Origin of the sequence: Croceibacterium segetis (genome assembly GCF_011320115.1) — a bacterium.
Taxonomy (GTDB): Bacteria; Pseudomonadota; Alphaproteobacteria; order Sphingomonadales; family Sphingomonadaceae; genus Croceibacterium_B; species Croceibacterium_B segetis.
In genome coordinates this window covers 82,299-100,039 of the sequence record NZ_JAANOZ010000003.1, presented here as the reverse complement: position 1 = coordinate 100,039, position 17,741 = coordinate 82,299, and the positions used below count along the sequence as shown (strand labels likewise).

The following is a 17,741-nucleotide window of genomic DNA, read 5'->3' as shown; positions in this document are numbered from 1 at the left end:
GTAAGTCATTGGATAGGAAACACGAACGTATGGCAAGCGGCAGCGACTCAGCGGTGGTTACCCGCTTCGCGCCCTCGCCCACGGGCTTCCTGCACATTGGCGGCGCGCGCACCGCGCTGTTCAACTGGCTTTACGCCCGCCGCATGGGCGGCCGCTTTCTCCTGCGGATCGAAGACACCGACCGCGCACGCTCCACTCAAGCAGCGATCGACGCCATCCTCGACGGGATGCGCTGGCTCGGCCTCGATTGGGACGGGCATGAGTATTACCAGTCGCAATTCTGGGCGCGGCACGCCGAAGTGGCGCACGAGCTCCTCGCCCGCGGCCATGCCTACAAGTGCTGGATGAGCCAGGAAGAGCTCGCCGCGCAGCGCGAGCGCGCCCAGGCCGAGCGCCGCCCGTTTCGCATCGACAGCCCGTGGCGCGACAGCGCCGGCGAAGGCGAAGGCGCTTTCGTCGTGCGCCTCAAGGCGCCTCGCGAAGGCGAGACCGTGATCGAGGACAAGGTCCAGGGCCGCGTGGCGGTGCAGAATGCCGAGCTCGACGACTTCATCCTGCTGCGCTCGGACGGCACGCCGACCTACATGCTCGCGGTGGTTGTCGACGATCACGACATGGGCGTGACCCACGTGATCCGTGGCGACGATCACCTCAACAACGCGTTCCGGCAACTCGCCATCATCAAGGGAATGGGCTGGCCCCAGCCGATCTACGCCCACGTTCCGCTGATCCACGGTTCCGACGGCGCCAAGCTCTCGAAGCGCCACGGCGCAACGGGCGTCGAAAGCTACCGTGACGAGCTCGGCATCCTGCCCGAAGCGCTGTTCAACTACCTGCTCCGCCTCGGCTGGGGCCACGGCGACCGCGAGGAATTCACTCCGGCCGAAGCAACCGAGGTGTTCGACCTCGACGGCATCGGCAAGAGCCCGTCGCGCTTCGATCTCAAGAAGCTGCAGAACCTCAACGGCCACTACATCCGCGCCGCCGACGACAAGCGGCTGGCGGAGCTGATCGCCCCCAGGATCGGCCCGCAGTCCGACGTCGCCCTGCTCACGGAAGCGATGCCGGTGCTCAAGACCCGCGCCCGCGATCTAAACGAACTGGCCGAGGGCGCGGCGTTCCTGTTCAAGGTTCGCCCGCTGCAGCTGAGCGATCAGGCGCAGGCTCTCTTGGAGCCCAGTGCCAAGGCCGTGCTGGCGAGGATTTCCGCGCGCTTGCGGGCTGAACAAGACTGGACAACCGAGGCGCTGGAGGCCAATCTGAAGGCCTACGCGGAGGAGCAGGGCCTCGGCCTCGGCAAGCTCGCACAGCCGCTTCGCGCGGCGCTGACGGGGCAGACCACATCCCCGGGCATTTTCGACGTTCTGGTGCTGCTCGGCCGGGATGAAAGCCTCGCGCGGATCGACGCGCAAGCGGCGGAACCGGCGTAGCAGCCAGGCAGCAAAGACTTAGAGGAGACGCAATTTGGCGGACAAGCAGGCGAAGCTGGCGATTGGGGCCGAGACTTACGACCTCCCGATCATGGAAGGCACCGTCGGTCCGGACGTTGTCGACATCCGCAAGCTCTACGGCACGACGGGAATGTTCACGTATGACCCCGGCTACAAGTCGACCGCGTCGTGCGAAAGCGCGCTGACCTTCATCGACGGCGAAGAAGGCGTGCTGCTCCACCGCGGCTATCCGATCGGTCAGCTTGCCGAACATTCGAGCTTCATGGAAGTCGCCTACCTGATGCTCAACGGCGAGTTGCCGTCGCAGGATGAATACGAAGACTTCAAGGTCACCATAACCCGTCACACGATGCTGCACGACCAGCTGCGGCAGTTCTATCAGGGTTTTCGCCGCGACGGGCACCCGATGGCGATCATGTGCGGCGTGGTCGGCGCGCTGAGCGCGTTCTACCACGACAGCACCGACATTTCCGATCCCGAGCACCGCAAGATCAGCAGCCACCGCCTGATCGCCAAGATGCCGACGATCGCCGCGATGGCTTACAAGTACTCGGTCGGCCAGCCCTTCATGTCGCCGATGAACTCGCTCTCCTACACCGGCAACTTCCTGCGCATGACCTTCGGCGTGCCGGCCGAAGATTACGAGGTGATCCCGGCGGTCGAGAAGGCGATGGACCGGATATTCATCCTCCACGCCGACCACGAACAGAACGCCTCGACCTCGACCGTGCGGCTCGCCGGCTCGTCGGGCGCCAACCCGTTCGCCTGCATCGCCGCGGGCATCGCCTGCCTGTGGGGGCCCGCGCACGGCGGCGCCAACGAGGCGGCGCTCAACATGCTGCACGAGATCGGCACGCCCGACCGCATCCCGCACTACATCGAGCGCGCCAAGGACAAGAACGACCCGTTCCGGCTGATGGGCTTCGGCCACCGGGTGTACAAGAACTACGATCCGCGGGCGACGGTGATGCAGAAGACCGTGCGCGAGGTGTTCGACGCCCTCAAGGTCAAGGATCCGGTGTTCGAGGTCGCGCTGCGGCTCGAGGAAATGGCCCTGCACGACGACTATTTCATCGAGAAGAAGCTGTTTCCGAACGTCGACTTCTATTCGGGCATCATCCTCTCGGCGATTGGCTTCCCGACGACGATGTTCACCGCGCTGTTCGCGCTCGCCCGCACGGTCGGCTGGGTTGCCCAGTGGAACGAGATGATCTCCGATCCCGCCCAGGTCATCGGCCGCCCGCGCCAGCTCTACACCGGGCCTACGCAGCGCGATTACGTGCCGTTCGACAAGCGCTAGCGGGGTTTCGTTCGCCGTTCGTCGAACGTCGGCAGATCGAGCATGAAGCGCGCGCCCTGCCCCGGCGCGCTGTCGACCGTGAGTTCGCCATTCATCGCGCGAGCGAGGCGCCGCGATATGTACAGGCCGAGGCCCGAACCGCCGTCGCCGCTGCGGCCGAGCCGCTCGAACTTTTCGAACGCCTTGGCCTGCTCCTCGGCGCTCAGGCCTTGGCCCTGGTCTGCGACGACGATCCGCGCGCGCCCGCCTTCGGCCTCGGCGCGCAGCCACACTTGCGAGCCTTCAGGCGCGTAGCGCAGCGCGTTGCCGAGCAGGTTGAGCAGGATCTGCAGCACCCGGCGGAACTCTCCGATCGCCGGCACGCTTTCGCCTTCCTTCGGCGCATCGATCTCGATCCCACGTTCGCGCGCGCGCGCGCCCAGGATGCCCGCCGCCCGCCGCGCGACATCGGCAAGGTCGATCTTGTCGGGCGCGGCGCTGAAATCGTCGGCCTCGACCACTTCAAGATCGGCCAGGTCGTCCAGGAGCGCCAGCAGGTGCTCGCCCGCGGACGCTATGTCCGCGGCGTAGTTGCTGTATTCCTCTGCCAACGGTCCGGCGAGCTGGGTGCGGATGGTTTCGGCGTTGGCGATGATCCGCGCGATCGGCTGGCGCAGCACCGGGGCGATCTCGCGCCCCATCCCGGCGTTGAAGCCGCTGCCGCCGTCAGCCGCTGGCAGGACCTCGTCCGCCGGCGGCTCGTCGGCGACGAACAACAGGTCGAAGCCGGCTTGCCCTGGTTCCGGGCGCCCGAGCGGCAACAGTACGGCCTTCCAGTGTCGTTGCGAGCCTGCGATGGTCACGCGCGCACCATCCAGTAAGCGCCAGTGGAGCGGCTGGCGATGTTCGCCGTTGCCTTCGACCTCGACCAGATCGGTCCAGCGCCGCCCGAGGCCTTCGCGCAGCCTGGCCGCGGTGTCCGCCAGCTCCGCGCAGTCGCAGTCGACCGAGATGACTTCCTGGTCCGGCCCCAACCGCGCCGACAGCTCGGCGACATGGCGTTCTATCGCCGCGCGCCGCTCCTCGGCTGCGCCCACTTCTTCCCGCGCCAGCGGCGCGGTCTGCCAGTTGGCGATTCCGATCGTGCAGCCTTCGCCGCTTTCTTCGGGATCGACTTCCACCCATGCCGTAATCTGCTCACGGTCGTCCTGCGCGTGGATCGCGCGAGCAAGCTTGAAGCCGTAGCGGCGGGCCTTGCGCACCAGCTCAAGCAGCGCGGGCGTGGCGACGATCCCGGGAAGCTCGCCGCCGCTGCGCAGTTGCAGCCCGGCGAGCGGCTCGTCGGCCTCGACCAGCCAATCGCGCCCATCGGTACGGGCGGTCGCGAGGAAGGACCCGAGCGGCATCGCTTCAGCCATTGCTCGAAGCGGCGGCCAGCAACATCGCCGCGTGGTGGGCGGCCAGCTTGTCGAACCCTTCCGGGAGCACGACGTCGGGATGAAGGTAGAGGAATTGCGCTTCGACCGCCGGCTGCTTGAGGCCGGCGGCGCGCATGGCGAGGGCCAGACGCGCAAATTGCCGATCGGAGAACGACAGCACCGCGAGGTCGCGTTGCTGGCCCGAAGCCATCGCCAGCGAAGTCGCGAAGATCGCCAGTCCGGCGTGACCGATATCGAGCGCGCGGAGCGCGGTCTTGCCCATTCCCATGACCAGGCGCGAGATCAGTCCGAGGCGCCCGCGACTCTCGTCGAAGCTGTCACGCAAATACCGCTCCGCGGCGACGGCGGCGTGGTCCTGCTCTCCGGCTTCTTCGCGCATCGCCAGCAGGGCGGCGTGCAACGAGTCACCCGGAAGCTCGCCGAGCGGCAGCGCCATCCGCCGATGATGCTGGATGAAGCGGGCCTGAGCAGCCAGCGCTGCCATCGCCGAAGCAGCCACGACATCATCGCGCGAAGCGACCAGCTCCTGCAGCAGCGGGCAAAGCACGGCGTCGACGTTGCTGCGCGCCTGCAGAAGGAGCGCCAACCTCGCCTCGATCGTGAGCGCGTGCACGTGGGCGAGCAAGGCGGTTTCGCCGGCGAGGCGCTCCGTCAGCCCCGTTTCACGCTCGGCGACGAAACCTGCTCGGTCGACAACTCCCGCCGCTTCGGCCTGGGCGTGGAGCAGCTGGCGGGCGGCGTCGGTCAGCATTCCGCGCACGCGCGCGACGACCTCGTCGCTGAACAACCCCTGGTCCTCGTTGACCAGCAAGTGGCGCAGGATCGGCGCGGCGGTCGACAGCGTGGCATCGCCTTGCGCGAGTTCGTCGCGCAGGCGCGTTTCGACCGATTCGAGCGTCGGTTCAGCTAAGGTCGCCACAGTCATGGCTTTCACTTACCGGCACAGGGTTAAATGCGCGTTAGCCGCGTTCGCCGGCCGGCGCGGCGATGCGCAGCACGATCAGGAGCAGCGCGAGCAGCATGAACCCCCCTTCGGTGACGCCAACTCCAGCGGCCAGCGCGAGCAAGGCCGCCAACACACCCCGGTCGCCCGCCAATGCGCGCCAGCCGGCGTCCGGCGGCGGCGGCGGAACATGGAGGACACCGACCGAGACCAGTGGCGCGAACAGCCGATGCGCCGGGCTGCCATCCACTGTCAGCATGCCGATCGCCACGAGCACGACATCCCATACGAGACGAAGTGCGAAGAAGAGACGGGAGCGTTTTGATTCTGAAATGAAAATGGAACGACCCAGCGCACCGAACGCGTCGCCCGCCTCGATCGCCAGCGCCGCCGGGAGGAGCACTGCAAAGGCGAGCGCAGGAAGCCCGAACCAGGCCGCCGTCACGCCGGCAGCCAACAACATAAGCGTGGCGATGGGGAAACCGAGGGCCGCCCTTCGCTGACCGAGCCATAGCGAACCGAAGCGCCGCACGAGTGCGCGGGCCAGCCACGTTGTCGGCCGAAACGGCGAGGCCGGCGGGAGCCGCCGCCTCAGCCAGGCGGGCTCGTTTGCCCGGGCGGCTTCGGGGGTTCGGACGATTTGCCAGCGTCCCTCGGCGAGTTCGCGCTCGGCGAGCGGGCGTTCGGGCACTCCGGCCTGGCGGGCAATCCTCAGCAACGCGGCAATCGGCTCGGCGTCTTCGGGAAGCGGATCGAGCCCCGCCACGAGCCGCCCCGGCAGCACCATCGCCCCGCCCCACGCCGCAGCCAGGTCGAGCCGTTCGAACCCGGCACTCCAGCCCGGTTCCGCCGGGAGTACAAGAACGCCGTAACCTTCCTTAAGCTGCTCGAAGGCCTGCGCCGATTCGGGCAAGAGCCCCTGGGCAAGTACCAGCAACTGGTCGTCGCCGCGCACCGCCGCGGGCAAGTCGCGTACGCCGCGCACGACCTGGAATTGCGCTCCGGCGGCTTCGGCGGCGTGACGCAGTTCGATGGCATCCTTGCTCGCCCCGTGTCCGTGCAGGATCACTTTTTCGCAGCCTTGAGCGAGCACGAAATCGAGCTGGTGGCGCACCAGCGAGCGGCCGGCAAGAGTACCCGTCTGCGCCGGGTCGACAGCATCGCCAATCGCGATAAGACCGATCCGCACTCAACCCGCTCCCATGCCAATCATGCACCGGACGCTAGGCCGTGGGCCGGGCACTGCCAAGCGGGCAGGTCAGGCGGTGAGGAATTCCCCGGCAAACCGCTCGAGATCGCGGATGACCACGGGTTCCCCCGGAGCGCTGTCCAGCGCCTGGTCGGCCAGGCGAATGAGCTCGGGCGCGTGGAAGCTGGCCCCAAGACCCTTCAGCCGCATTGCAGCGACATTCCAGTTGCCGTCGCAGCGCGCGCGGCGGAGCAGGTCGATCTGCCGCGTCAGGCTCTCCCCGAACACTGCGCGCAACTCGCCGAGAAGCGCCGCGTCCTCGCCGGCCGCCGCTGCGATAGTCGCATCGAGATCGAAGGTTGCGAACGCCATCGCGCCAATACTGTGGGATAGGGGGTTAAGGCGGGGTTTATAGCGCCCGCCGCTGTGGTATTCGTCGCTCATGACGCGCAGGGAAAATCTCGTGGCGGTCGGGTCCGATCCCGAGCTCGCCAAAGCCGCCGCAGCCGAACCGGCTGCGGCTGATGAAACGCTCGTCCTCGACGAAACGGCCCAGGACGCATGGGAAGACGAGCCCGCGCCCCGCAACTGGGGCTGGGTCGTGCCGACTCTCGCTGTGCTGGCGATCGCCGGGTGGACCGGGTTCTTCGGCTGGGTACACCAGAGCGAAATGCTTGCCGGCGGCACCCCCGAGCAGTGGAGCGGGTGGATCGTCGCCTGGGCGGTGCCGGTGCTGCTGGTCGTTTCGCTGTGGCTGCTGGCCCTGCGCCATTCGCGGCGCGAAGCCGGTAGGTTTACCGATGTCGCGCGGGCCCTGTCGCAGGAAAGCGCGCGTCTCGAGCAGCGTCTCGCGGTCATCAACCGCGAGCTCAGCCTGGCGCGCGAATTCATCGCTGCGCAATCACGCGATCTCGAATCGCTCGGCCGCGTCGCCAGCGAGCGGATTTCGCAGCACGCCGACGCGCTGCAGGGCCTGATCCGCGACAACGGCGAGCAAGTCGAGACGATCGGCCGCGTCAGCGCCACCGCGCTAGAGAACATGGACCGGTTGCGCGGCGAATTGCCGGTCATCTCCAATTCGGCGCGCGACGTCGCCAGCCAGATCGGCCAGGCTGGCAATACGGCGCAGGCTCAGCTCGAAGAGCTCGTTTCGGGCTTCAACCGGCTCAACCAGTTCGGTGAAGCGAGCGAGCGGCAGGTCGCTTCGCTGCGTGCCCGGATCGACGACGCGCTGGCGGCCTTCGATGCCCAGGCCGAGCATCTAGCCGACATGGCCCGCACTCGCTTCGACACGCTGGGCGAACGCAGCCGCGAATTCCGCGCCGAACTCGACGGTCACGAGGTCGAAGCGCTCGCTGCCTTGCGCCGCCGCGTCGATCACCTGCGCGAAGAGCTCGATGCCCATCACTCGGAGATTCAGCGCCGCACCGAAGAAGAGATCGCTCTGCTGCAGCAACGTGTCGGCACCGCCGGTAACGAAGGCAGGCAGGTCGCCGACTCGCTGCGCGCCGCGCAGGAGGACGCTGCCCGCCGCTGGACCGAAGCCATCGACGAATTGAAGGAGCGTCTTGCCTTCGCCATCGGCAAGATCACCGAAGTCGACAACCACGCGCTCGACAACGCCCGCAAGCGACTCGAAGCCCTCAGCGAGGAGGCCGAGCGGGTCGATCGGGTGATGATGGAGCGGACGCAGGTGTTCGAAGAGAACATCGCCGCGCGCCAGGCGGAAGCCGAACGGCGCGAGCGGGAGGCCGCCGAGGCGCTCGATGCGCGCATGGCCGCACTCGATGCGACCGTTACCGAGCGGCAGCAGGAACACCTCGCCCACGTCTCGGGGCTCGCTGAGCGCGGCGACGCGCTGGCATCGCGAATGGCGGCCCTTTCCGCCGAGATGGCGCGAATTGCTGCGCAGGGAAGCGAAACCGGCGGCGCCCTCGACGAGGCCGCGGCCAGCCTACGGGCGCGCATTGCCGAAGGTCGGGCCGAGCTCGACGCGAGCCGCGAGCGCATCGCCCAGTTGACCGACGAAAGCGTGCGCCTGCTCGAGCTCATCCGTGCCGGAGCCGAACATTCGCAGCAGGATTTGCCGCGCGCGCTGAACCAGGCCGCCAACGACCTCGAACGCTTCGAGGAACGGGTACGCAGCGCCCACGGGCTGATCGGCGAAGCTCTTCGTCAAGGCGAAGCCCTGGCTGTTCACGCCGCCACGGCCCAGCGCGAAGGCGCCGGCTCGGTCGAACAATTCGAAACGCTCGAACGGCGCATCGCCGAAGCCAACCGCGCGCACGCCGAGACTCTGGCCGAGCTGCAAGCCTCGCTCGAAGACATCGCCGGCCGCTCACAGACGCTGGCCGAGGCGGCGCAGGCTTCGCTCGGCGACGCTCTCGTGTCGATGACGGAGCGTTTCGCCGACGAGAGCGCCGCATCGATCGAGCGCGGCCTTCGCGAACATACCCGCGAGGCTGTCGAGCAACTCGAGGCGAGCGCCGAACGCGCCAGCGCGGCCAGCCGTGAGGCGGCGGTGCAGCTGCGCGACCAGCTTGCCGTGGTCAACGAACTGGCCGGCAATCTCGAGCACCGCGTGGCGCATGCCCGCCGCCGCGCCGAGGAACAGGTCGACAACGACTTCGCCCGCCGCATGGCGCTGATCACCGAGAGCCTTAATTCGAGCGCGATCGACATCACAAAGGCATTCGACAACGACGTCGCCGATACCGCCTGGTCGAGCTACCTGCGCGGCGACCGCGGCATCTTCACGCGCCGCGCGGTGCGCCTGCTCGACAATCAGCAGGCGCGCGAGGTCTCGGAGATCTACCGCGCGGACGCCGATTTCCGCGAAACCGTCAATCGCTACATCCATGACTTCGAGGCGATGTTGCGCAGCGTGTTGTCGACCCGCGACGGCCATGCACTGGGGGTGACGCTGCTCTCGTCCGATCCCGGCAAGCTCTACGTCGCGCTCGCCCAGTCGATCGAGCGGTTGCGCGCCTAGCCCACGCCGCTCGAAAAGCCCGCAGGCTCTCCGAAGACGTCGAGGTTCTCGCGGGTGATCCAGCCCTCATTGTAATTCAGGATGATCAGCCCGCAGATCACCAGCGAAAGGACCGTCGCGCGCAGGACCACCTTCAGAGGCCGGAAATTGGCCGGGGCGCTGTCGGCCTGGCCGGGAATCTTGTCATGTCCCGCTTCGTCGTGGGTCTGGATGCCGAACGGCATGACGACGAACGCGCAGACGACCCAGACGAGAAAGTAGATCGCCAGTATCGAGTACCACCGCATCAGGCGTGCTCGTCCAGCAGGATGACCTTGGTCTGCGGCTTCTTGCCGGACCACCGCTGCGCCGCGCGCCGTGCCGCCACGCGCGCCGCCTCGATGATCTCTTCACGGTCGCGCGCCTTGGGCCCCTTGAGCCGCTTGAGCGCCTCGCCCACGTCGCGTTCGGCTTCGGTGACGAACTCCGCATAGTCCTCGTCCAGCGGCAGACCGAAACCGTGGATTTGTACGCGCCGCCCGGCGTCGAGCGCGACGATCAGGATACCGTCGCGCGAGATGCGCCGGCGGGTGACGATCGCTTCGCCGTCGGCGGGCACGATGATGTCACCGTCGAGCACCAGACGCCCTGCCGGAGCGTGCGCAAGCTTGCCGGGCTCGCCCGGCGCCAGGCGAACGATATCGCCGTTCTGCTGCACGACCGCGTGCGGAATGCCGCGCGCGCGCCCGAGCCGCGCCTGTTCCTGCATGTGGCGCATCTCTCCGTGGACGGGCACCAGGATCTCCGGTCTGATCCAGCCATAAAGCGCTTCGAGTTCGGGCCGTCCGGGATGGCCCGAGACGTGGATGTCGCTCTGCCGGTCGGTGACCATCTCGATCCCGCGCTCGGCGAGCAGATTCTGTATTCTCCCGATGGCGAGTTCGTTGCCGGGAATTTGCCGGCTGGAGAACAGCACGACATCGCCCTGCGCCAGGTCGAGCGCGTGACTTTCGTCGGCGATCCGCGCAAGCGCGGCGCGCGGCTCGCCCTGCCCGCCGGTGGCGAGGATCAGCACCTGGCCGCGCGGCAGGCCCATCGCGGTGTCGAAGTCGATCACCGGCGGAAAGTGCTGCAGGTAGCCGCTCATCTGCGCCACTTCGATGATCCGCTCGAGCGAGCGCCCGGCGACGCACAGCGCACGGCCGGTTTCCTCGGCGATATGGCCGAGCGTCTGCAACCGGGCGACGTTGGAGGCGAAGGTCGTGACGAGAACGCGGCGCCCTTCCCAACGGCGGACCTCCTCGAGCAGGCCTTGGTAGACCATGCCTTCCGAACCCGACGGTGCGGGATTGAAGACGTTGGTGGAATCGCACACCAGGGCGAGCACGCCCTCGTCGCCGATCTGGGTCAGCTCCTCCTCGGTCGCGGGAATGCCGACCAGCGGATCGTCGTCGAGCTTCCAGTCGCCGGTGTGGAATATCCGGCCGAACGGCGTTTCGATCTGCAGCGCATTGCCCTCGGCGATCGAGTGGGCGAGCGGGATGTAGGTTATCTCGAACGGGCCCAGTTCGAAGCTGCCGTGCTCGCGATCGATCACGTTGAGTTCGATATCGCGCTCGATGCCCGCTTCGGCGAGCTTGCGGCGGACCAGTTCGGCGGTGAACGGGGTCGCGTAAAGCGGCACGCCAAGCTCGGCGGCGAAATAGGGCACCGCGCCGATGTGATCCTCGTGGGCGTGGGTGAGGACGATGCCGATCAGGGTCTCGGCGCGCTCCTCGATGAATTCGAGGTCGGCGAAGACCAGGTCGATGCCCGGGTACTCGTCGCCGCCGAAGGTCATGCCGAGGTCGACCATCAGCCACTGACCACGGCAGCCGTAAAGATTGACGTTCATGCCGATCTCACCCGATCCGCCGAGCGCGAGAAACAGCAATTCGTCCTCTGGTGTGAAATCCTTCTTCACGAAACTCCTGCCCGTTCGGCGAGGATAGCCAGGCCTTCGAGGGTTAAGTCGGGATCAACATGGTCGAACAGTTTGGTGTGCTCCTCAAACAACAGCGAAAGTCCGCCGGTAGCGACGATCTTGGCCGGGCGGCCGATCTCGGCACGCATGCGGCCGACCAGCCCCTCGATCATCGCTACATAACCCCAGAACACGCCTATCAGCATCTGGTCCTCTGTATTGCGGCCGATCACGCTGTCCGAACGCGGCGCCTCGATGGCGATCCGCGGCAGCTTGGCCGTGTTCGAAACAAGCGCGTCCAGCGAAAGATTGATCCCGGGGGCAATGATCCCGCCCTTGTAGGCGCCATGGAAGTCGACGACGTCGAAAGTCGTGGCGGTTCCGAAATCGACCACGATCAGGTCGCCACCGTGCTTGGCGTGCGCCGCGACGGCGTTCACCGCGCGATCGGTGCCGAGCGAGTTCGGTTCCTCGACGTCGATCTCGATACCCCATCCGGCCGCGCCCTCCCCGGCGAAAAGCGGGGTGACGTGGAAGTACTTCTCGGCAAGCACTTCGAGGTTGTGCCGCGCGCGAGGGACGACCGTCGAGACGATCATCGCGGTAACATCCGACCGCTCCAGGCCCTCGATGGCCAGCAATTGCGACAGCCATACGGCGTACTCGTCACCGGTGCGACGCGGGTCGGTGGCAATACGCCAGCGCACACGGATCTCGCGTCCCTCGAACAGGGCGAAGACCACGTTGGTATTGCCGCAATCGACCGCCAGCAACATCAGGCTGCGCCTCCAAGCATCACATCGCCCGCGTGAATGACACGCGTCGAGCCATCCGCCAAGCGCAGGCGCAGAGCACCGTCGGGTTCGAGCCCATCAAAAGCGCCCGAAATGCGGCCACCGTCAGGTTCGTGCACCGTCAGCCGGCTGCCGACCGGATGAGCGGCGGCGAGCCAGCGGTTGAGGATCGGCTCGAGCCCGAATTGCCGCCACCGGCCGACCTCAAGGGCAAAATGCGCGGCCAGCTCGGCGGCGAACGCATCGCGGTCCGGTGCGGGGCCGAGTTCCGCCAGCGCCCTGGCCTGCGCTTCGGAGCGCGGAGCGGAGGCGAGGTTGACGCCGACGCCAATGACGACGCTCCCTCCCTCGCGCTCCAGCAGCAACCCGCAGAACTTGCCGCCGCCCAGCAGAACGTCGTTCGGCCACTTGAGCTGCAACTCGCGCGGATTGCCGAGACGAGCGAGCACCGTCTCGTACACCGCCAGCGCCGCGACGAACGACAGGCTTGCCGGCGGCGGGTCGTGCGGAGAGACGTGCACCACCGTCGAACCCATGAAGTTACCCGGACCGTCAAGCCAGCTGCGCCCTTGCCGCCCTCGGCCACTCGTCTGGCGATCGGCGGCGAGCCACTCGCCTTCTGGAATGCGCTCGCCCGCCGCGAGCCGCGCAAGCAAATCCGCGTTGGTCGAGCCGGTCTCGGGTACGACCCGGATCAAGCGGCCAGGAACAGCGCCGCTGCCGCCTTGTCGGCCAGGCTGCCGAGCCAGATCGTCAGCAGGTAGCCGAGCGGGGACACGGCCGCGGTACTGATCGCCAGCAACGCCCAATGCGCCTTGCCGCCATCCTTCCAGGCCACATCGGCCGGTTCGTCGAAATACATCACCTTGACGATCTTGATGTAATAGAAGGCGCCGATCACGCTGCCGGCGATACCGAGGAACGCGAGCGGGACGAGGTCGGCCCGTACGGCAGCCTGGAAGACCACAAACTTGCCCCAGAAACCGAACAGCGGTGGAATGCCGGCGAGGCTGAACATCTGAATCGCCAGGCACAAGGCCAGCAGCGGCCGCGTGCGCGAGAGACCGGAGAGGTCGGCGATCTGTTCGGTATGCGTGCCGCCCTCCGTTCGCAGCATCAGTACGGCGACGAAACTGCCAACGGTCATCGCCACGTAGATCGCCAGATAGACCAGCATTGCGCTGGCGCCCTCAGGCGTAGCCGCGGCCAGACCGATGAGGATGAAACCGACGTTGTTGATCGACGAATAGGCCAGCAGCCGCTTGATGTTGCTCTGCCCGATGGCGCCCACCGCACCGACCACGATGGAGGCCAGCGAAGCGAAGACAACGATCTGCCGCCAGGCGTCAGCTTGAGGTCCAAAGGCGTCCAGCGCAACGCGCGCGCTGAGCGCGATCGCGGCAACCTTGGGGGCGCTGGCGAAGAACGTGGTGACCGGAGTCGGTGCGCCTTCGTAGACGTCGGGCGTCCACATGTGGAACGGCACCGCGCTGATTTTGAAGGCGAGCCCTGCCAGCACGAAGGTGATGCCGAACAGCGCGCCCATCGCCATGTGGCCATCGAGCGCTCCGCGGATACCTGCGAAACTCGTCGTGCCGGTGAAGCCGTAGACCAGGCTGACGCCGAACAGCAGAATGCCCGACGCCAGTGCCCCGAGGACGAAGTACTTGAGGCCGGCTTCTGACGAGCGGTTGTCGGTCTTGAGGAACGAGGCGAGCACGTAGCTCGACAGGCTGTTGAGCTCGAGCCCGATGTACAGCGTCATCAGGTCGGTCGCCGAGACCATCACGTTCATGCCGAGCACGGCGAACAGCACGAGCACCGGGAATTCCGCGCGCATCAGGCGGTACTGCTCGAAATAAGGCGGCGCGATCAGCAGCACGGCGCCGGCCGCGGCGTAGATCATCAGCTTGGCGAAGCCGGCGAAGGCGTCGGCCACGAACAGGCCGCCGAAAGCGTCGGCGCCCGCGCCCATCGCGCCGCCGCACACGGCGGGAGCGGTTAGGGCGAAGCAGGCGGCGAGGATCGCGCAGGCGGCCAGGCTGATCCAGCGACTGGCCTTGTCGCCGGCCCAACCGGCGACGAGCAGCAGCACGAGGCCGGAAACCGACAGCAGGATCTCGGGCGCGATCAGTGAGAGGGAGGCGGAAAGGTCCATTAGTGCGCTTCCGCTGACGCCGCAGGCGCGGCCTTGGGCGCTTTCATCTTCAACTTCGAATCACCTGCCGGCGCGGCACGGGCGACCCGCGCGTCGAGCGCGGCGATGTCGGCACGCATCGGCGCGAGGAAGCTCTCGGGATAGACGCCCATCCACAGCACCGCGAGCGCGATCGGGCCGAGCATCAGCCATTCGCGCACGCTCAGATCGGGCATCGCCGCCGCATCGGCGTTGCGCTGCACGCCGAAGGCCACGCGCCAGTAAAGATAGAGCATGTAGGCCGCGCCGAGGATGATCCCTGTGGCGCAGATCGCCGTCACCCAGGTGTTCGCCTGGTAGATGCCCACGAGGCTGAGGAATTCGCCAACAAAGCCGCTGGTTCCGGGCAGGCCGACGCTGGCCATCGTGAACAGCATGAAGAACAGCGCGTACTTCGGCATGTTGATCGACAAGCCGCCGTAACGGGCGATTTCGCGCGTGTGAAGGCGGTCGTAGATCACCCCGACGCACAGGAACAACGCGCCCGAAACCAGGCCGTGGCTCAGCATCACGATCATCGAGCCTTCGAGCCCTTGGGTGTTGAAGGCGAACAGCCCGACGGTGACGATGGCCATGTGCGCGACCGAGGAATAGGCGATCAGCTTCTTCATGTCGGTCTGGACCAGCGCGATCAGGCTGGTGAGCACCACTGCGGCCATCGACAGGCCCCAGATGAGCCAGACGAACTGCGCGCTGGCCTCCGGGAACATCGGCAGGCTGAAGCGGATGAAGCCGTACCCGCCCATCTTCAGCAGCACGCCGGCCAGAATGACCGAGCCCGCTGTCGGCGCCTGGACGTGCGCGTCGGGCAGCCAGGTGTGCAGCGGGTACATCGGCATCTTTACCGCGAAGCTGGCGAAGAAGGCGAGGAACAGCCAGGTCTGGGCGTGAGGCGGGAAGTCGTAGGCCATCAGGGTCGGGATGTCGGTGGTGCCGGCCTCGTTGGCCATCCACAGCATCGCGATCAGCATCAAGACCGAGCCGAGCAGCGTGTAGAGGAAGAACTTGTAGGCCGCGTAGATGCGGTTATCCCCGCCCCACACGCCGATGATCAGGTACATCGGGATCAGGCCGGCCTCGAAGAAGATGTAGAACAAGTACAGATCCTGCGCGGCGAACACGCCGATCATCAGCACTTCCATGAACAGGAAGGTCGCCATGTACTCGGGCACGCGCTTGGCGATCGACTGGCTGGCGAGGATGCAGATCGGCATCAGGAACACCGTCAGGACGATCAGCATCAGGGCAATGCCGTCGATGCCCATCGCCCATTGGAAGCCGGCGAACAACGGCACCCGTTCGGTGAACTGCCACTGCGCGCCGCCGATGTCGTAATTGGCCCACAGCACGATCCCGAGCGCGAGATCGATCACCGTGGCGACAAGGGCGATCGTCCGCGCGGCCTTGGCCTCGACGAACAGGCACGCCAGCGCGCCGATCGCCGGCACCAAAAGCATCAGCGAGAGCATCGGCAGGCCGCTCACTGCGCCATCACCCAGGTCACCGCGGCGACGAGGCCTACGAGCATGATCAGCGCGTAGTTGGTCAGGTAGCCCGACTGGAAGCGTTTCGCGGCGACCGAGCCCTTCTCGACCACCCAGGCGGCGCCGTTGGGGCCGAAGCGGTCGATGATCCCGACGTCACCTTGCTGCCAGAACAGGCGGCCGAACCAGAACGCGGGCTTCACGAACACGACGTTGTAGAGCTCGTCGAAGTACCACTTGTTGTAGACGAACGTGTAGATCGGCCCGAGCTGCTCGGCGACCTTGCCGGGGATCGAGGTGTCCTTGATGTAGGCGTACCACGCGGTCACGAAGCCGAGCAGCATGGCGGCGGTGGCGCTCAGCTTGGCCCACTCGGGAATCTCTTCCATCGCGTCGATCAGGTGCTCGTTATAGGCGACCGCGCCGTTCCAGAACGCTTCGGTGTGGATGAATGGCGTGTAAAACGCCCACCCGGCGAGTACCGCGCCAACCGCCAGCAGGCAGATCGGAACAAGCATCGTCCACGGGCTCTCGTGCGGGTGATAGCCGCCGGTGCCCTCGTGGGGATGGACCTCAGCGTGGTGCGCGTCGCCGTGCTCCTCGTCGGGGCTTTCATGTTCACCGTGCAGAGCATGCTGGATATGCTCGCTCTCGGCCCAGCGAGGCTTGCCCCAAAAGGTGAGGAACACCAGGCGCCAGGAATAGAAGCTGGTCAGCAACGCCGCGAACGAACCGAGCCAGAAGGCCGCCGTGCCCATCGCAGTGCCGGAAGCGAACGCCGCCTCGAGGATTGCGTCCTTCGAGTAGAACCCGGCGAACCCGAACACGCCCGCGATGCCCACGCCGGTAATCGCCAGCGTTCCGGCAAGCATGACGTAGAAGGTGATCGGGATCTGCTTTCTGAGGCCCCCGTAATACCGCATGTCCTGCTCATGGTGCATCGCGTGGATCACGCTGCCCGCGCCGAGGAACAGCAGCGCCTTGAAGAACGCGTGGGTGAACAGGTGGAACATCGCCGCGCCGTAAGCGCCCACGCCCGCGGCGAAGAACATGTAGCCCAGCTGCGAGCAGGTCGAATAGGCGATCACCCGCTTGATGTCCCACTGCGTGGTACCGATCGTCGCGGCAAAGAAGCAGGTCGCGGCGCCGATGAAGGTGACGAAGGTCTTGGCCGCCGGCGCCGCCTCGAACATCGGCGACAGGCGGCAGACCATGAACACGCCGGCGGTGACCATCGTCGCCGCGTGGATCAGCGCGCTGACCGGCGTCGGGCCTTCCATCGCGTCGGGCAGCCAGGTGTGCAGTCCGAGCTGGGCCGACTTGCCCATCGCGCCGATGAACAGCAGCAGGCACAGCACGGTCATCGTGTCGGCGCGCAGCCACAGGAAGTGGATCGTGCTCGCGCCCTTCATCGCCGGCGCGGCGGCGAGGATCTCGGGGATCGATACCGTCTGGAACACCAGGAACGTACCCAAGATGCCGAGCATGAAGCCGAGGTCGCCGACGCGGTTGACCACGAAGGCCTTGATCGCCGCGGCGTTGGCGCTCGGCTTCCTGAACCAGAAGCCGATCAGCAGGTAGCTGGCGAGGCCGACCCCTTCCCAGCCGAAGAACATCTGCACCAGGTTGTCGGCGGTCACCAGCATCAGCATCGCGAAGGTGAACAGGCTGAGGTAGGCGAAGAACCGTGGCTGGTCGGGGTCCTCGTCCATGTAGCCCCAGGAGTAGAGGTGGACGAGCGCCGAGACGGTCGTCACCACCACCAGCATCACCGCGGTCAGCGTGTCGACGCGCAGCGCCCAGTCGAAGCTGAGCGTGCCTGACGAGACCCAGTGCAGCACCGGCGTTACCGTCGCGCCGACGTTGCCGCCGAGGTAGTGCAGGAAGATCGGCCAACTGAGGAACATCGCGGCAAACAGCGCGCCGGTGGTGATCAGCTTGGCCGCGAAGCTGCCGAGCGCTCGGTTGCCCAGCCCGGTGACGATCGCTGCGAGCAGCGGCAGGAAGACGATGAACAGGATCGAGGGCACG

The 17,741-nt window shown here is 66.7% G+C and carries 14 protein-coding genes; 3 read left to right on the top strand and 11 right to left on the bottom strand.

Annotated elements, in window-relative coordinates; translation table 11 throughout:
- Window positions 1-29 precede the first annotated feature (29 nt).
- Window positions 30-1,430, top strand: a complete 1,401-nt coding sequence (gene gltX / locus G7B69_RS04135) for a glutamate--tRNA ligase (protein ID WP_166176403.1) — start codon at window positions 30-32, stop codon at window positions 1,428-1,430.
- Between the two features lie 34 nt (window positions 1,431-1,464).
- Window positions 1,465-2,751, top strand: coding sequence for a citrate synthase (locus G7B69_RS04130; RefSeq protein ID WP_166176401.1), 1,287 nt, complete (start codon window positions 1,465-1,467; stop codon window positions 2,749-2,751).
- On the opposite strand, the gene G7B69_RS04125 is transcribed toward G7B69_RS04130, so the two are convergent.
- The 4 genes from G7B69_RS04125 to G7B69_RS04110 form a co-directional block, all read right to left on the bottom strand.
- Window positions 2,748-4,148 (bottom strand): sensor histidine kinase, encoded by a 1,401-nt coding sequence (locus G7B69_RS04125; protein WP_166176399.1) that lies wholly within the window; start codon window positions 4,146-4,148, stop codon window positions 2,748-2,750. The genes G7B69_RS04130 and G7B69_RS04125 overlap by 4 nt on opposite strands.
- Window positions 4,141-5,103 (bottom strand): hypothetical protein, encoded by a 963-nt coding sequence (locus G7B69_RS04120; RefSeq protein WP_166176397.1) that lies wholly within the window; start codon window positions 5,101-5,103, stop codon window positions 4,141-4,143. The genes G7B69_RS04125 and G7B69_RS04120 overlap by 8 nt, the downstream gene beginning before the upstream one ends.
- 25 nt (window positions 5,104-5,128) lie before the next feature.
- Window positions 5,129-6,301: a hypothetical protein gene (locus tag G7B69_RS04115; RefSeq protein WP_166176395.1), complete on the bottom strand. Its 1,173-nt coding sequence runs from the start codon at window positions 6,299-6,301 to the stop codon at window positions 5,129-5,131.
- 69 nt (window positions 6,302-6,370) lie between these two features.
- A complete protein-coding gene (locus G7B69_RS04110; protein ID WP_166176896.1) occupies window positions 6,371-6,673 on the bottom strand; it encodes an Hpt domain-containing protein in 303 nt (100 codons plus the stop codon).
- A 91-nt stretch (window positions 6,674-6,764) separates the two neighbouring features.
- On the opposite strand from G7B69_RS04110, the gene G7B69_RS04105 reads away from it, so the two are divergent.
- Complete coding sequence (locus G7B69_RS04105) at window positions 6,765-9,293, top strand: coiled-coil domain-containing protein (RefSeq protein WP_166176393.1); 2,529 nt, start codon at window positions 6,765-6,767, stop codon at window positions 9,291-9,293.
- Here the strand turns inward: G7B69_RS04105 and G7B69_RS04100 are convergent.
- From G7B69_RS04100 to nuoL, 7 genes are read right to left on the bottom strand one after another with little or no spacing between them, the layout of a single operon-like run.
- The gene (locus tag G7B69_RS04100; protein ID WP_166176391.1) at window positions 9,290-9,580 is read right to left on the bottom strand and encodes a DUF1467 family protein; all 291 of its coding nucleotides are present in this window, start codon (window positions 9,578-9,580) and stop codon (window positions 9,290-9,292) included. The two genes, G7B69_RS04105 and G7B69_RS04100, sit on opposite strands and share 4 nt — an antisense overlap.
- A complete protein-coding gene (locus G7B69_RS04095; RefSeq protein WP_243415023.1) occupies window positions 9,580-11,235 on the bottom strand; it encodes a ribonuclease J in 1,656 nt (551 codons plus the stop codon). The genes G7B69_RS04100 and G7B69_RS04095 overlap by 1 nt, the downstream gene beginning before the upstream one ends.
- The gene (locus G7B69_RS04090) at window positions 11,232-12,011 is read right to left on the bottom strand and encodes a type III pantothenate kinase (RefSeq protein WP_166176389.1); all 780 of its coding nucleotides are present in this window, start codon (window positions 12,009-12,011) and stop codon (window positions 11,232-11,234) included. Before G7B69_RS04090 ends, G7B69_RS04095 begins: the two co-directional genes overlap by 4 nt.
- A complete protein-coding gene (locus G7B69_RS04085) occupies window positions 12,011-12,727 on the bottom strand; it encodes a biotin--[acetyl-CoA-carboxylase] ligase (protein WP_166176387.1) in 717 nt (238 codons plus the stop codon). Before G7B69_RS04085 ends, G7B69_RS04090 begins: the two co-directional genes overlap by 1 nt.
- Window positions 12,724-14,187: an NADH-quinone oxidoreductase subunit NuoN gene (nuoN, locus tag G7B69_RS04080; protein ID WP_166176385.1), complete on the bottom strand. Its 1,464-nt coding sequence runs from the start codon at window positions 14,185-14,187 to the stop codon at window positions 12,724-12,726. Before nuoN ends, G7B69_RS04085 begins: the two co-directional genes overlap by 4 nt.
- Entirely contained in the window at window positions 14,187-15,710 is a 1,524-nt protein-coding gene (locus G7B69_RS04075) for an NADH-quinone oxidoreductase subunit M (protein WP_166176383.1), read from the bottom strand. Before G7B69_RS04075 ends, nuoN begins: the two co-directional genes overlap by 1 nt.
- A complete protein-coding gene (nuoL, locus tag G7B69_RS04070; RefSeq protein WP_166176381.1) occupies window positions 15,707-17,740 on the bottom strand; it encodes an NADH-quinone oxidoreductase subunit L in 2,034 nt (677 codons plus the stop codon). Before nuoL ends, G7B69_RS04075 begins: the two co-directional genes overlap by 4 nt.
- Window position 17,741: the final 1 nt, after the last annotated feature.